This window comes from Micromonospora sp. NPDC002296 (genome assembly GCF_040296145.1).
Taxonomy (GTDB): Bacteria; Actinomycetota; Actinomycetes; order Mycobacteriales; family Micromonosporaceae; genus Micromonospora.
Genome location: NZ_JBEOWQ010000028.1, coordinates 1 through 14,657, shown reverse-complemented (window position 1 = coordinate 14,657; position 14,657 = coordinate 1). Strand labels below are relative to the sequence as shown.

Below are 14,657 nucleotides of genomic sequence, written 5' to 3'. Positions count from 1 at the left end.
GGCGTGGTGCCCGGAACGGCTGGTTCACGCCGGCCGTTCCCCACCACGAGTCCATGATCGGCGGGGCGAGGGTCAGGCGAGGGGGCGCTTCAGGTGGTAGCGGTGGACCTCGGTGCTGCCCTGGACGTTGTTCACGTCCTCGGCGGCGGAGACCAGCTCCCAGCCGTCCCGGCCGGCGCGGTTGAGGTGGGCGATCGCGGTGTCGCCGTACGCGGTGATGTCGGTGCGGGACCCGTCCGGGCCGTACCAGACGAACGAGACGTGGAAATTGCGTCCCTGCCCCTGGTAACGGCGGACCAACAGTGCGTACTCCCATGCGACCATACGGTCCATTATGGCCGGTGCGTCCGGACGGCGAACGCACGGGGGGTGGCGGAACGGCGACAGTGCGGGGTCAGACCGACGCCGCCGGGGCCGCCGTCCGGGCCAGCTCGTCGGCGATCAGCGCGGCGAGGCGGTCCAGGCCGACGTCGATCTGCTCGCAGGTGACCGCGCTGATCGACAACCGTAACGCGGCCACCGGAGCGGTGTCGTCGTAGAAGTGCGCCATCGGGGTCCACAGTACGCCGTACTCCTGCGCGGAGCGGCGCAGCAGCGCGTCGTCGACGGGGAACGGGACGGTCAGCACCGCGAAGAACCCGCCGGCCGGGACGTTCCAGGACACCGGGGAGGGCGCCGGGAACCGCCGCGTCAGGCCCGCCACCAGGTGGCGCAGGTTGCGGGCGTACGCGGCGCGCTCCCGGACGTTCGCCGCGACCAGGCTGCCCCCGTGGGCGAGCAGCGCGCCCCCGACCACCGCCTGGGCGATCGCCGAGGTGTTCACCGTGACCATGCTCTTGATCTTCGCGAGCTGGTCGGCGAGCGGCCCCACCGTCCCGTCGGAGTCCCGGACCCGCTGGTCGGCCACCAGGTAGCCGACCCGGGCCCCGGGCAGCACGGTCTTGGCGAACGAGCCGAGGTAGACCACCCGCCGGCCGGTGTCCAGGGCCTTGAGCGTCGGCACCCGCTGCGCGCCGTCGGCGTGGAACAGCCCGTACGGGTTGTCCTCGATCAGCAGCAGGTCCTCCTCCGCGGCGAGGTCGAGCAGCCGCCGCCGGTCGGCCAGGTCGATGCTGGTCCCGGAGGGGTTGGCGAAGTCCGGCATCACGTAGCAGGCGCGCGGGCGCAGCCCCTCGGCGCGGGCCCGGCGCACCTGCTCGCGCAGGTCGGCCAGGTCGATCCCGGCCGGGCCACCGGCCACCGGGCGCACCGGCAGGTCCACCAGCCGGGCGGCCCCGGTGAGCCCCACGTACGTCGGGGCGACCGCGAGCAGCACGTCCCGGGGGTCGGCGCGCAGCGCGCGCAGCACCAGCAGCATCGCCTCCTGGCAGCCGACGGTCACCACGATCGACTCCGGGTCGACGGTGATCCGCTCGTCGACGGCGAGGTTGCGGGCCACCAGGTCGTGGATGATCCCCTTGGTCCGGCCGTACTGGAACAGGGTGCGGTGCACCTGGTCCGGGCCGTACCCGAGGTCGTCGACCAGGTGCGCCCGGAAGGTCTCCAGGTGCCGGTGCAGGTCGGCGACGTCGAAGAACTCCTCGTACGGCCGGCCGGCGGCCAGCGACACCGCCGCCGGGTAGCGCTGGGCCACCTCGTTGAGGAAGTTCATCGAGTTCAGCGCCGGATCGTCCACCGCCGGGTGCAGGTCCGCGACGTCCAGGTCCACATCCACGGCCGCCTCCACCGGTCGTCCACCGTCCACGTTCAGCCTCCCGTGATCGTCCGCAGGTCGCGGGCCTCGGCCGGGTCGGCGCACCCGGCGAGGGTGAGCGCGTCGCGCAGCTCGGCGGCGAGCAGCGCGAACGCGGCGTCGGCGCCGGCCCGCCCGGCGACGGCCAGCGCCCACAGCAGCGGCCGGCCGACCAGCACCCCCGACGCGCCGAGCGCCAGGGCGCGCAGCACGTCGACGCCGCCGCTGATCGCCCCGTCGACGAGCACCTCGCACCGGTCGCCGACCGCGGTCAGCACCTCCGGCAGCATGGTGACGGCGGCCGGGGCCGCGTCGAGCTGCCGCCCGCCGTGGTTGGACACCACCACCGCGTCCGCGCCCGCGTCGACGGCGAGCACCGCGTCGCGGGGGTCGAGGATCCCCTTGACCACCAGCGGCAGGTCGGTCTGCCCGCGCAGCCAGCCGATGTCGGACCAGGTCAGGGCGGGGGCGAAGGCGGCGCTGGTGTGCCGGGCCACGGCCGAGGCGCCGGGGGTGCCGGCGTGCGCGAGGTCGTCGCGGCTGCCCGGCAGGTTGGCCGCGCTCACCTGCGGCGGCAGGGCGAAGCCGTTGCGCACGTCGCGCAGCCGGGGCCCGAGGATCGGCACGTCGATGGTGACCATGAGGGCGGTGCAGCCGGCCCGGTGCGCCCGGTCCACCAGTTCCCGCACCATCGCCCGGTCGCGCAGCCAGTAGAGCTGGAACCAGACCGGGCCGCCGGCCGCCGCGATCTCCTCGACGGTGGCGCTGCTCAGGGTGCTCGCCACGTACGGCACCCCGGCCGCGTGGGCCGCCGCCGCGAGCGCCGGCTCGCCGTCGGGGTGCACCAGCCGCTGGTACGCCATCGGCGCCACCGCCACCGGCAGGGCGTGCGGCCGGCCGAGCAGCGGGGCGTCGGTGCGGGGCCGGTCGACGCCGCGCAGCATCCGGGGCAGCACGGCGATCCGGTCCAGCGCGGCCCGGTTCCCCGCGAGAGTGGTCTCGGTGCCGCTGCCGCCGGCCACGAAGTCGTACACCTCGGGCGGGAGGACGTCGCGGGCCAGGGCGGCGAAGTCGGCGAGGCTCGCCGCGAGCGGGACGGGGGCCGGGTCAGCCATCGACGGCGCCCGGATCGGAGGGGAGCACCGGGGCGGTCCCGAGCCGCTCGCGCAGGAACGCGGCGGCCCGGTCCTGGGCCCGCCGGCCCGCGTCGAACGCGCCCGGCATGGCGAAGAACCCGTGGATCATCCCGTCGTAGCGGGCCAGCTCGACCGGCACCCCGGCCTCGCGCAGCCGGGACGCGTACCGCTCCCCCTCGTCGCGCAGCGGGTCGTACTCGGCGGTGACGACCAGGGCCGGCGGCAGGCCGGTCAGGTCCTCGGCGAGCAGCGGCGAGGCGAGCGGGTCCTCGGCCGTGGCGGGGTCGGGCAGGTAGTGCCCCCGGTACCAGGCCACCGAGTGCCGGTTGAACAGCAGCGGGTCCTGCTCGCCGGCCGGCTCGTCCCGCCGACGCTGGTCGGTGTTCGGGTAGACCAGGAGTTGGGCGGCGAGCGCCGGCCCGCCCTCGTCCCGGGCCAGCAGGGTGACCGCGGCGGCGAGGTTGCCACCGGCGCTGTCCCCGCCGACGGCCAACCGGTCCGGGTCGACCCCGAACTCGTCGGCGTGCCCGGCGAGCCGGCGCACGGCGGCGTGGCAGTCGTGCACGGCCGCCGGGAACGGGTGCTCGGGTGCCAGCCGGTAGCCGACGGTCACCACCTGGCAGCCGGCGGCGTTGGCCAGCCGGCGGCAGATCCCGTCGGCGGTGTCGACGCTGCCCAGCGTCCATCCGCCGCCGAAAAAGTAGATCAGCGTGGGCAGCCGGCCCGGCCCGGCCGGCCGGTGCACGCGGATCGGGAGGTCCCCGGCGGGGCCGGGGACGACGTCGTCGCGTACCTCGTGCACCGGCTCGACGTCGCCGCCGCCGGCCCGGATCGCGGCCAGGTCGGCGGCGCGGGCCTCGGCGAGGGACTGGGTGTACAGGGGCGTGACGCCGGCCGCCGCGCGGGCGGCCCGGTACGCGATCACCTGCGGGTCCAGGGGCATGCCGGTCTCCTAACCGCCGGTCGTGACGAACAGCTTGTCGATGCCGCGCAGGAACAGACTGCCGCTGTACACCGGCGTCTGGGTGATCCGCAGCTCGGGGAAGCGGGTGAACAGCCGGGGCAGGGCCAGCCGGCCCTCCAGGCGGGACACCGCCGCGCCGAGGCAGTAGTGCAGGCCGACGCCGAAGGCCAGCGACGGCGGGCCGCCCCGGCGCGGGTCGAAGCGGTCGGGGTCGGGGAAGCGGGCGGGGTCCCGGTTCGCCGCGGCGATCAGCAGCATCACGTTCTCGCCCTCGGCCACCGGGACGCCGTTCAGGACGGTGTCCCGGGGCGCGGCCCGGGCCAGGAAGTGCACGGGGCTCTGCATCCGCAGCACCTCGTCGACGCAGCCCAGGGTCAGCTTGTCGTCGCCGGGCAGGGCGGCGGCCACCTCGGGGTGGTCGAGCAGCAGCGGCAGGCCGTTGCTGAACATGTAGACGGTGGTGACGAAGCTCGCGTTGAACAGGACGATGAGGTTGCTGATCAGCTCGTCCTCGGTGAGGTCCACACCGCCGGAGTCCACCGCCTCGACCAGGCCGCTGACCAGGTCCTCGCTGGGGGTGCGGCGGCGGTCGGCGATCAGCTCCCGGTAGTACGCGCGCAGCTCGGTGGCGGCGGTGTCGGCCTTGGCCAGCCGCTCCGGGGTCGCCCCGGCGACGTCCAGGAAGTCGTCGATCCGCTCGACCCGCTCGCGGTACCAGTCCAGGTCGGTCTCGGGCAGGCCGATGAACTCGGCCATCACCAGCGCCGGGATCGGGTACGCGAAGTCGGCCACGAAGTCGACCTCGGTCCCACCGGCACCGGCCTCGGCCATCCGGTCCAGCAGCCGGTCGGTAATCCGCTCGATCACCGGCTCCAGGGCACCCAGCCGGCGGGGGGTGAACGTCTTGGCGAACACGGCCCGCATCCGGGTGTGGTCCGGCGGGTTGATGAACATCATCGAGGACTCGAAGGTGCGCAGGATCTCGTGCTGCTCCCAGCCCGGCGGCGACTGCTTGTACCACTCGGGGTCGCGCAGCACCTGGCTGACCAGGTCGTATCCCCCGGCGACGGCGGCGACGGTGCTGTGCGCGGCGCGGTTCGGGATCTCGCGGATGGGGCCCAGCTCGTGCAGGGCCGCGTAGAAGGGGTACGGGTCTTGCCGGCCCTGTTCGCTGTACAGGCCGGCCAGCAGCTCTCGGACGTCCACGGTGGTGCTTCCTCCCCAGGAATTTCCAGACGGGGCGGCGGGGGGATCGCCCCCGCCGCCCCGCCGGTGTCACAGACCGAGCAGGCGCAGCGGCACCGCGTCGGCGATCGCCTGGTTGCCCAGGTCGTTCGGGTGGATGTGGTCACCCGAGTCGTACGCCGGGAGCAGCCGGCTCGGCTGCGCCGGGTCGCGCAGCACCTTGTCGAAGTCGAGCACCCCGTCGAACTCCTGGCTGCCGCGCAGGAACGCGTTGACCGCCTGGCGGGTGGCCTCCTTCTCCGGCGTCCACACCCCCGCGACGCCGTGCCCCTCGTACGGGGTCAGGGTGCCCACCAGGCTGGTCAGGCCGCGGGCCTTGACCTGCTGGTTGATCTGCCGCAGCGAGGCGATGATGCTCTCGGCGGAGTCACCGGACATCCAGATGTCGTTGATGCCCAGGTGGGTGACGACGGTCTGCACGCCGGTCTGCGGGAAGACGTCCTCGTTGAGCCGGGCCAGGCCGTTCGGGCCCAACTCGTAGTAGCCGGGGAAGCCGCCCGTGCCGGGCTCCGTGCCCTCGTGGTTGAGCCGGTTGCCGGCCAGGCTGAGGTTGAGCACGCCCGGGGTGCGTACCTCGGGACGGCCGTCGATCAGCCGGTCGGCGAGCAGGTCCGGCCAGCGCTTGTTGGAGTTGACCGAGCTGCCGTTGCCGTCGGCGATCGAGTCGCCGAGGACGACCACCGAGCCGGGGCTCTGCCGCCGCTGCACGTCCACGCCGGACAGGAACATCCAGCAGCAGTCGGGGCGGGTGGTGAAGCCGGTGCCCGCGGCGGAGCCGGTGAGGTCGGTGGCGCCGATGAACGTGGTCTGCCGGGACTGGCCGTGGAAGGTGACCGGCCCGGTCAGCACCGGGAAGTACAGCGTGACGACCAGGTCCTCCTGGTCACCGACCGGGAAGTCGATCGGGTCGCTGAGCAGTTCGGCGCCCCGGTTCATGGTGACCGAGGCGGAGCCGTTGAACTTCAGCTCCCGCACGCTGGCGGCGGTGACGTCCGACAGGTCCGTCGGGGTCGCGGTGTCCGGCCGGGCGACGGTGGCCCGGCCGACCTTCACGGCCTGCTCGCCGTAGACGTTGCTGAGCCGGATGCGCAGCCGGGGGCCACCCACGGTCGTGTGCACGATCATCCGGATGCTGTGGTTGTTCAGGCCGGTGTTGGTCAGGCCGGCCGAGTTGCCCCGGGTCACCGCGGCGGCCCAGCTGCCCGCCCACACGGGGTCGTTGCGGCGCTCCCCGTTGTCCGGGCCTGCGGTCGCCACCACAGCCGGCGCCCCCACGACCAGGGCCGTGGCCACGGCGGCGATCATCTGCCATCTCTTAGGGGCCTTCGTCAATTGCCATCTCTTCGGAGTCGACATTGAACCTCCATGTTGGCCCAGGGTCGTCCACTGACGACAGCTGCCTGGACGATGGTCCAGAAACCTAGCGGCGCCCCTGACAGGCGTCAATCAACCTGATCGACAAGATCAATTGACGTCGAGGTATGGCGGGGCACCGATCGGCCCTGTGCCGGGCGGGCCCGCGCGGCCTAGGCTCGGAGCGGCGGCGGTGCGGTCGTCGAAGCGCCCCGCTGTCGCCGCGTCCTGGCCGTGAGCTGCCCGGACGCCGCTCGCGGCCGATCATCGCGGGTGCCTCGCCGGGTCGCCACCGATCGCCGACGAAAAGCTGATGGGGGCTGGCGATGACTGACGGGTCCGACCGACCGACCACCTACGTCCACGAGGCGCTGGAACTCTTCGCCGGCTTCGGCGACCGGGAGGCGCTGGTCGGCGGTGGACGCCGATACACCTATGTGGACGTCGCAGCCGAGGTGCGCGGCATGGCCGGCGCGCTCGCCCGGGGCGGGGTCCGACCGGGTGCCGCGGTGCTGGTGATGCTCGGCAACGCGGTGGAGGGTCCGCTGCTCCAGCTCGCCCTGCACCTGCTGGGCTGCCGGACGATGTGGATCGCCCCCGTCACCTCCCGGCGGGAGGTCGACGACTTCGTCCGGCTGTCCCGCCCCGAGGCGTTCGTCTACGACGCCCGCACCGGCGACGGGTTGGGCGCGGAGATCGCCGCCGGGCTGGCCGGCGTACCGGTGCTCTGCCTCGGGCCGGGCGGCGCGGGCCCGGACCTGACCGCCGCCGACCGGGACGCGGCGGCCGGGCTGCCCGGCGACGTGCCGGAGCCCGAGTCGTTCCTGCAGACCAGCGGCACCACCGGCACCCCGAAGCTGGTGCACCACCGGGAGAGCTTCTACCGGCAGATCCTCACCCTGGCCGCGGGCTTCCGCGCCGGCGGGGTTCCCCTGCTGCGGCACCTGTCCCACTCGCCGATGTGGCTGGCCAGCGGGCAGATCACCACGCTGGTCAACCTCTTCAGCGGCGGCGTGCTGTTCCTGCGCGCGCAGTGGGACCCGGCGGCTTTCATCGACACCGTCGGCCGGGAGCGGATCAACTCGACGTTCGTCACCCCGCCGATGCTCTACGAGGTGCTGGACCACCCCGACCTGGCCGGGGCGGACTTCTCCGCGATGTTCATGTTCAACGTGGGCGCCGGGCCCGCCGCGCCCGCCCGGCTGCGGCAGGCCATCGCCCGCTTCGGCCCGTGCCTGCGCATCGTGTACGGCCTCAGCGAGGCCGTAGTGATCACCGCCCAGCCGGGGCTGACCGAGGACCCGGAGCACCCCAAGCGGCTGCGCTCCTGCGGCAGGCCGTACGGTGACGTGGCCGTGGAGATCCGCGACGCCGACGGCGCGGCGCTGCCGACGGGCGTCGACGGCGAGGTGTGGGTGCGCACGAAGCTGAGCTTCGTCGGCTACCACGGCCAGCCCGAACTGACCGCCGAGACCCTGGTCGACGGCTGGGTACGGACCCGCGACATCGGCCACCTGGACGCCGACGGGTACCTCTACCTCGTCGACCGGCTCCAGGATCGGATCCTCACCCGGCAGCGGAGCTGGCCGATCTACTCGCGGCCGATCGAGGACGTGCTGGCAGGCCACCCGCAGGTGCGCGCCGCCGCCGTGATCGGGGTGCCCGACGAGGTGGCCGGCGAGCTGCCGCACGCGTACGTGGTGCCGACGCCCGGGGCGACGGTGACCGGGGCGGAGCTGATCGAGCTGGTCACCGCCGAGCTGAGCGAGACGTGGGCGCCCGGCGCGGTGGAGTTCGTCGACGCGCTGCCACTGAACCGCTCGGCGAAGGTGGACAAGCGGGCACTGCGCGAACGGTACGCCGCCGACCGCCCCGCCGATCCCGTCGGCAGCCCGGCGTGACGACCGACGCCGCCCCCGAGCCCACGGTGCAGACCGACACCGGGCGGGATCCGGGGCGGGCCGCCGCCCGGCGGGAGCTGGTCACCCTGGTCGCCGCCGACCTGATCTCCAACCTGGGCAGCCGGATCTCGGTCATCGCCATCCCGTGGCTGGTGCTGACCACCACCGGCAGCCCGGCGAAGATGGGCATCGTCGCGGCGGCGGAGTTCCTGCCGTACATGCTCTCCAGCTCCCTGGCCACGCCGTGGGCCGACCGGTTCGGGGTCCGGCGCACCTCCATCGTGGTGGACGCGGCGAGCGCGGTGGCGATGGCCGTGGTGGCGCTGACCCCGTGGCTCGGCTTCGGGGCGCTGGTCGTCCTGGTCGCGTTCGCCGGCGGGCTGCGCGGCATCGGCGACCGGGTCAAGCACGTGATGTTCCGGCCCGCGGCGCAGCGCGCCGGGGTGGAGCTGATCCGGCTCACCTCCGCCTACGACGGGCTGGCCCGCGCGGTGACCCTGTTCGGGGCGGTGATCGGCGGCCTGCTCATCGGCTGGGTCGGGGTGACCCGGGCCATCTGGATCGACGCGGGCAGCTTCGCGCTCTGCGCCCTGCTGGTCGGGATCCTGGTGCGCCCACCGGCCACCGAGGCGTCGGCCGCGCCCCGGGAGAGCTACTTCCGGGCGCTGCGCACCGGCTTCGCCTACCTGCGCACCGACCGGGTGCTGCTGGCCATGCTGCTGGTGGTCTCCGCGCTGAACATGATGGCCGCGGCCAACACGACCGTGTGGCTCCCGGTCTGGATCCGCGACGTGCTCGGCGACCCCGCCGGCTTCGGCCTGGTGCTCGGCGTTTTCGGCGCCGGGGCGCTGCTGGGCAACGTGGTCTTCACGACGATCGGCCCCCGGCTGCCCCGGACGCTGGTCTTCGCCGTCGGCGCCGCGATGAGCGGCGCCCCCCGGATGCTCACCATGGCCGTCACCGACCACCTGGTGGTGGTGCTGGTGGTGACGTTCCTGTCCGGGATCGGTATCGCCGCGGTCAACCCGCTGCTCGGGGTGACGCTCTACGAACGGGTGCCGGACGCGCTGCAGACCCGGGTGCTCGGCATCGCCGGCTCGCTGGCCTTCGTCGGGCTGCCGATCGGCGGCCTGGTCGGCGGCTGGTCGGTGGCGCTCCTCGGGCTCAAGCCGGCGCTGCTGGTGATGTCGGTGGTGTGCGCGGTGCTGACCGTGGGGCCGTTGCTCGTCGGCCCGCTGCGGGCGGGCCGGTCACGACCTCGGTCGGCCCCGGCGGGCTGAGCGCCGGCCGCGACGCCCGTCCGGGTTCGCCTCTTCCTCGGCAACGAACATGGTGGCGGGACGCCGTCGGCCGGCCAGTTCGGCACGCAGCCGGCCGGCCCTCGGGGCGAGGCCGAACAGGGGCACCCGGATCTCGTACGGCCGCTGGGCTCGGGACTGGCTCCACAGGCCGCTGCGGCTCCATTCCCAGCGGTTCAGTGCCGGCCGGGTGCGGCCCGGGTCGGCCGGTTCCAGCACGAGGATCGGGCTGATCCGGCCGCGTACCTCGGCGACCACCAGGTTGTCCCGGTCGATGGCGAGCGACCCGCCACCGGGACGGGTCAGCACGATCTGTCCCTCGGTCAACAGCAGCGGGAGGCCGATCTGCTGCTGCGCCTGGACGTACCCGGCGACCGCCCCGAGCAGAAGAACCAACAGTTGCGGGGGCGGGCCGACGCCGGCCACGCCGAAGAAGAGGCGGCGCGTCAGCCAGGCGACCGCCATGACGACCAGTACTCCTGCGGCGAGGTACAGCAGCGTCCTGCGACGGGACCGCCGGAACCGCACCTCCCCCGGCGCGCCCACGGTAGTCATGACCCCTGATTGCCGATTCCGCTCGGCGGCAAACGGGTGGCACTGCGGGAAACGGTGGCGCTGGGCCTGGAGGGATGGCGCTGATGTCCACGCGGGCTCCGGCGTCGTCGCAGGTCGGCGGATGGCGGAGGGCGGATGGCGGATGGCGGATGGCACCTGTGGCGGCTCCTTTGCACTGCTGCCCCCGATGCAACGCGCGGGTCACGGCGCCTCCTGCCCTGCGTTAATGCTGGTCCGCGACGTGCAGCGGCCGCGTGGTGCCGGTGTTGCGGTGACGGCAGCAGAGCAAAGGGGGCGGGGAGGCATCACCGGACGGTCGACGGCTACGCCCAGCAACCGCCGCCAGAACCCCGGCTGATTTCCGGCACAGGCCCCAGCCGAGCAGCCCGCCGAGCCACAGGCCGAACGCGGCCGGCACAAGGCTCACGCCGAGGCCGCCGAGCACATTGAATGCCTCGATGGCGGCGTTCCCGCCCCGCTGCTAGCGTGCCGATCATGGCATCGACCCCGACCGAGGCGACCGATCCACACTGCCTGCGTGCCGGGGAGAGCGCCCGGCTGCTGGCCGGTCACCCGTGGCGGCGGTTCGTGGTGCTCGGCGACAGCGTCGCCGAGGGGCTGTGCGAGCCGGTCGACGGGTACCCGGACGTGCAGTGGGCCGACCGGATCGCCGCCGAGTTGGACGCGGCCCGCCCCGGGCTGGCGTACCGGAACCTGGGGCTGCGCGGGCTGCGGGCGCACGAGGTCCGCGCGGCGCAGCTCGGCCCGGCCGTGGAGTTCGACCCGGACCTGGCGCTGGTGGTGTGCGGCGGCAACGACGCGTTCCGCCAGGGGTACGACGCGGACGCCGTCGACGCCGAGCTGGCCGCGATCGTCACCGGCCTCCAGGCGACCGGGGCGGACGTGGTCACGGTGGGCATGTTCGACGTGTCGCACAGCCCGGCGGTGCCCGAGCGGCTGCGGGAGAGCCTGGGCGAGCGGATGCGCCGGCTGTCGGCGCACACCCGGGCGCTGGGCGAGCGGCTGGGCACCCTGCACGTGCACCTGACCGACCACCCGGCGGTGGCCGACCCGGGCCTGTACAGCACCGACGGCCGGCACGGCAGCGCCCGCAGCGACGCCATCGCCGCCGCCGAGACGATCCGCCGCCTCGGCACCCACCTGGCCGCCCGCGGGGAGGCGGACACCCCTTGACCTACGGGATGTCGGCGGTGACCGTCTCCCCCGTCTTGATTCGCAGGAAGTCCGTCGGCACCCGGTCTGCCTCCATGCACCGGGCCGCGCGCCTGGTGGCCGCCGCGGGCTTATCCCCAAGGTGCGGACTGTCCCCGCCCGCCCTTCCCCGTCATGGCACCCGGTCGCGGCTCACTCCCAGCGGCTCACTCCCAGCGGCTCACTCCCAGCGGCTCACTCCCAGTGGAAGTAACGGGCCGCGATACCGCCCAGCGCCACGTCGGCGACGGGCCGTCGCTGCGCGCCGTTCTGGCCCGGCACCGGCCCGACGTGGCCGTCGTCGACGTGCGGCTACCGCCGACCTTCACCGACGAGGGCCTCCAGGCGCGCTGGCCGCCCGGCGACGCCGTACGCCGGGTCGCCTCAGGCGGCACCGCGATGGATCCTGAGGTGATCGCCAAGCTGCCCCCTGCCCGACCACCCACCACCCCCGCGCCCGGCCTGACCGGCCTGACCGGCCTGACCGACGTCGATCATGCACTTATGGCCCTTGGTTCATTCACTTGTGTCCACTTTAGGCGGGTCGCAAGTGCATGATCGACGCCGGTGGGCGGGGCAGGGCGGGCGGGGTGGGGGGCGGGGGGGCGGGGCGGGGCTGTCAGTCGGTGAGGAGGATTCCCGTCAGGAGGACGCCGCGGGCGAGGTTGAGGACGCTCTCGCAGCCGGGGAAGCCGACCCGGGCCAGCGCGCCGGAGCCCTGCCGGCCGAACAGGTAGGGGGCGAGGCTGTACGGGACGTCGGCGGTGACCGTCTCCCCCGTCTCCATCCGGACGAAGTCCATCGGCACCCGGTCGGCCTCCATGTACTCCTGGAGGATGTAGCCGCCCTCGTCGAGGGCGGCGCGCAGGCCCTCCTCCCACGCCTCGGCGGAGGTCTCCTGGCCGAGGAGCACCCCGATGCCGGCGGAGCCGTCGGCGGGCTTGGCGACCAGGTCGTGCTGGTCGGCCAGTGCCCGGGGCAGCTCGGCGGCGGTGAGCGCGCTGGTGCGCGGGACGTACCGGCGGATCAGCGCCTGGTCGGCCTCGGGCAGGGTGTCGAGGTCCTCCCAGAGCCAGGCAAAGTTGATCTTGTTGCCGAGCAGCCAGGCGGCGGAGCTGACGAACATCGGCAGGGTGCCGGCCGCGAGGGCCCCGGCGACGGCGTCCAGGCCGGCGCTGGCGTGGACCCGGTTGGGCACGAAGAGCCGGAACAGGCCGTCCACCGGGGCGCCGCCGACGACGAGCCGGCCCTCCTCGTCCAGGGTCGACAACTTGAGCTGGGCGATGACCAGGTCGATGCCGAAGTGCCGGGCCCGGTCGGCCAACGGGGACAGGATCCTGATGAAGTCGTCCGGGGTCTCCAGGCCGGGGTAGTCCGCGTCGAAGTCCAGCAGCAGCGCCACCCGGGCCCCGTCGGCCAGGCCCAGCTCGTCCCGGATCGCCACGAACCGCTGGTCCAGCAGGGACGGGGCGGGCCGCACCGGCAGCCCGCCGAGGATGCCCTGATCCTGGTAGATCTTCGTGTACCGGTAGACGACCGTGTCGGCGTCGAAGCCGCCGCCGAGGCTGCTGTCGATGTTGTACTCGACGAACTTCGGCACCCCGCCGGAGATCAGCACGTCGGGCCGGTACGCGGCCAGCAGCGCCTCGGACAGTTCCTCGGACTCGTCGAGCAGCCTCGTCTCCTCCGCCGGCACGCCGAGCAGTCGGGTCAGCTCCCCGGCGGTGCGGGCGCGCCGCTGGCAGGACTCCAGGATGAGCTGGGCGAGCCGGTCGCAGACCTCGTTCAGCTCGCGGAAGGCGTCCGCCGGCATGACCGGCGGACGGGCCAGCCGCCACGTCTGGTTGTACGTCGCGCAGCCGTAGAAGACCTCCTTCCAGGCGGCGGCCCCGGCGGCCACCATCGCCGCGCGGGTCGACTCCGGCAGGTCGTTCCACGCCTGGTCCAGCGGCGGCCAGGGGTAGCTCGGGTCGATCATGATCCGTCCTTCATGGTGAGTTGGATGGCGGCGGCGAGCTGCTCGCGGCCGGGCTGCACGGCCCGGTCCAGCGCCGGGGCGAAGGGCAGCACCGCACCGTCGGGGCGGGTGACCCGCCGGGGCGGCGCGAGCAGCCGCACCCGTTCGACCACGGTCGCGATGATCTCCCCGGCGATGCCGCAGGACCGGTTGGAGTCGTCGATGACGACCAGCCGGCCGGTGCGGGCCACGGACTCCGTCAGCCCGTCCCAGTCGAACGGGTAGAGCGTGCGGGGGTCGAAGACCTCCACCGAGACCTGCCCGGCCAGCTCCTCTGCGACGGCGAGCGCGTCGTGCACCAGGTGCCCGACCGCGACCACGGTGACGTCGTCGCCGGCCCGGTGCACCCGGCCCCGGCCGATCGGCACCGGGACCAGGGTGGCGAAGTCCACGTCGGCCCGGACGTCCATCGCCCCGGCCGGGGCGAACAGCACCACCGGGTCGACGTGCCGGATCGCCGAGACCAGCAGCCCGTACGCGTCGGCCGGGGTGGCCGGGACGAGGGTGGTCACCCCGACGTGGGCGAACAGACTGTACGGGTGGTCGGAGTGCTGCCCCGCCCACCCGGTCCGCGAGCCGGAGCCCGGAACCAGGTAGGTGACCGGCACCGCGCACTGCCCGCCCGTCATCAGCGGGAACTTGTGCGCGTGGTTGACGATCTGCTCGAAGACCAGGAACAGCAGGGACGGGATCTGGAACTCCACCACCGGGCGCAGCCCGGCCAGGGCCGCCCCGGTGGCGAAGCTGGTGAACGCCTGCTCCGACAGCGGGGTGTCCAGCACCCGCTCCGGCCCGAACCTCTTCAGCAGCCCGGCGGTGACGTTCGAGGCGGCCACCCGGATGTCCTCGCCGAGCAGGAAGACCGACTCGTCGCGGGCCATCTCGTCGGCGAGCGCCCGGGTGAGCGCCTTGCGGTACGACAGCCGTGGCATCAGCCACCTCCCGTCCGGGCGACCAGCCCGCTGGCGTACAGGTGCTCCAGCGCGCCGGCCGGGTCGGGCTCGGGGCTGGCCAGGGCGAACTCCACCGCCGCGTCGAGGGTGGCCTCGACCTCGGCGTCGACGGCGGCCCGGTCGGCGGCGACCAGCCGTCCGCCCTGGATCTCGACGGGGTCCCGGGACCGGCCCCGGGCCACCTCCTCGGGCGGGCGGTAGTCGAGGCGTACCGCGTGCTCGAAGGTGTGGTGGGCGTCGAAGCGGTAGGTGCGGGCCTCGATCAGCTCCGGCCCGCCGCCGGCGCGCATC

General features: G+C 73.9%; 13 protein-coding genes and 1 pseudogene. 4 read left to right on the top strand and 10 right to left on the bottom strand.

All coding sequences use genetic code 11. From position 1 onward, the window contains the following. Positions 1 to 72: 72 nt before the first annotated feature. The 6 genes from ABT023_RS20645 to ABT023_RS20620 form a co-directional block, all read right to left on the bottom strand. Positions 73 to 333 carry a hypothetical protein gene (locus ABT023_RS20645; protein ID WP_350887997.1) on the bottom strand — a complete coding sequence of 87 codons (261 nt, stop codon included), beginning with the start codon at positions 331 to 333 and terminating at the stop codon, positions 73 to 75. A gap of 61 nt (positions 334 to 394) precedes the next feature. After that, complete coding sequence (locus ABT023_RS20640) at positions 395 to 1,798, bottom strand: aminotransferase-like domain-containing protein (RefSeq protein WP_502890733.1); 1,404 nt, start codon at positions 1,796 to 1,798, stop codon at positions 395 to 397. Further along, positions 1,747 to 2,847, bottom strand: coding sequence for an alpha-hydroxy acid oxidase (locus ABT023_RS20635; protein WP_350887996.1), 1,101 nt, complete (start codon positions 2,845 to 2,847; stop codon positions 1,747 to 1,749). Before ABT023_RS20635 ends, ABT023_RS20640 begins: the two co-directional genes overlap by 52 nt. Beyond that, on the bottom strand, positions 2,840 to 3,811 hold the full coding sequence (lipP1, locus tag ABT023_RS20630; RefSeq protein ID WP_350887995.1) for a LipP1 family hormone-sensitive lipase: 972 nt from the start codon (positions 3,809 to 3,811) through the stop codon (positions 2,840 to 2,842). The genes ABT023_RS20635 and lipP1 overlap by 8 nt, the downstream gene beginning before the upstream one ends. Before the next feature lie 9 nt (positions 3,812 to 3,820). Continuing rightward, the gene (locus tag ABT023_RS20625) at positions 3,821 to 5,038 is read right to left on the bottom strand and encodes a cytochrome P450 (protein WP_350887994.1); all 1,218 of its coding nucleotides are present in this window, start codon (positions 5,036 to 5,038) and stop codon (positions 3,821 to 3,823) included. A gap of 69 nt (positions 5,039 to 5,107) precedes the next feature. Continuing rightward, a complete protein-coding gene (locus ABT023_RS20620) occupies positions 5,108 to 6,379 on the bottom strand; it encodes an SGNH/GDSL hydrolase family protein (protein WP_350888042.1) in 1,272 nt (423 codons plus the stop codon). 377 nt (positions 6,380 to 6,756) lie between these two features. Between ABT023_RS20620 and ABT023_RS20615 the strand changes: the two genes are divergently transcribed. Next, complete coding sequence (locus ABT023_RS20615) at positions 6,757 to 8,331, top strand: AMP-binding protein (RefSeq protein WP_350887993.1); 1,575 nt, start codon at positions 6,757 to 6,759, stop codon at positions 8,329 to 8,331. A gap of 26 nt (positions 8,332 to 8,357) precedes the next feature. Further along, positions 8,358 to 9,611 carry an MFS transporter gene (locus ABT023_RS20610; RefSeq protein WP_350888041.1) on the top strand — a complete coding sequence of 418 codons (1,254 nt, stop codon included), beginning with the start codon at positions 8,358 to 8,360 and terminating at the stop codon, positions 9,609 to 9,611. Here the strand turns inward: ABT023_RS20610 and ABT023_RS20605 are convergent. Continuing rightward, positions 9,582 to 10,184, bottom strand: a complete 603-nt coding sequence (locus ABT023_RS20605) for a hypothetical protein (protein ID WP_350887992.1) — start codon at positions 10,182 to 10,184, stop codon at positions 9,582 to 9,584. The genes ABT023_RS20610 and ABT023_RS20605 overlap by 30 nt on opposite strands. A 495-nt stretch (positions 10,185 to 10,679) precedes the next feature. Between ABT023_RS20605 and ABT023_RS20600 the strand changes: the two genes are divergently transcribed. Both ABT023_RS20600 and ABT023_RS20595 read left to right on the top strand, forming a co-directional pair. Next, on the top strand, positions 10,680 to 11,378 hold the full coding sequence (locus ABT023_RS20600) for an SGNH/GDSL hydrolase family protein (protein WP_350887991.1): 699 nt from the start codon (positions 10,680 to 10,682) through the stop codon (positions 11,376 to 11,378). 258 nt (positions 11,379 to 11,636) lie between these two features. Continuing rightward, positions 11,637 to 11,864, top strand: a pseudogene (locus tag ABT023_RS20595) (DNA-binding response regulator); the annotation flags it as partial. Positions 11,865 to 12,015: 151 nt separating this feature from the next. On the opposite strand, the gene ABT023_RS20590 reads toward ABT023_RS20595, so the two are convergent. The 3 genes from ABT023_RS20590 to ABT023_RS20580 form a co-directional block, all read right to left on the bottom strand. Further along, positions 12,016 to 13,374, bottom strand: a complete 1,359-nt coding sequence (locus ABT023_RS20590) for an ATP-grasp domain-containing protein (protein WP_350887990.1) — start codon at positions 13,372 to 13,374, stop codon at positions 12,016 to 12,018. Further along, a complete protein-coding gene (locus ABT023_RS20585) occupies positions 13,371 to 14,345 on the bottom strand; it encodes an alpha-ketoacid dehydrogenase subunit beta (RefSeq protein ID WP_350887989.1) in 975 nt (324 codons plus the stop codon). Before ABT023_RS20585 ends, ABT023_RS20590 begins: the two co-directional genes overlap by 4 nt. Beyond that, a partial coding sequence (locus ABT023_RS20580) for a thiamine pyrophosphate-dependent enzyme (RefSeq protein ID WP_350887987.1) occupies positions 14,345 to 14,657 on the bottom strand: 313 nt, incomplete at its 5' end. The genes ABT023_RS20585 and ABT023_RS20580, both read right to left, overlap by 1 nt.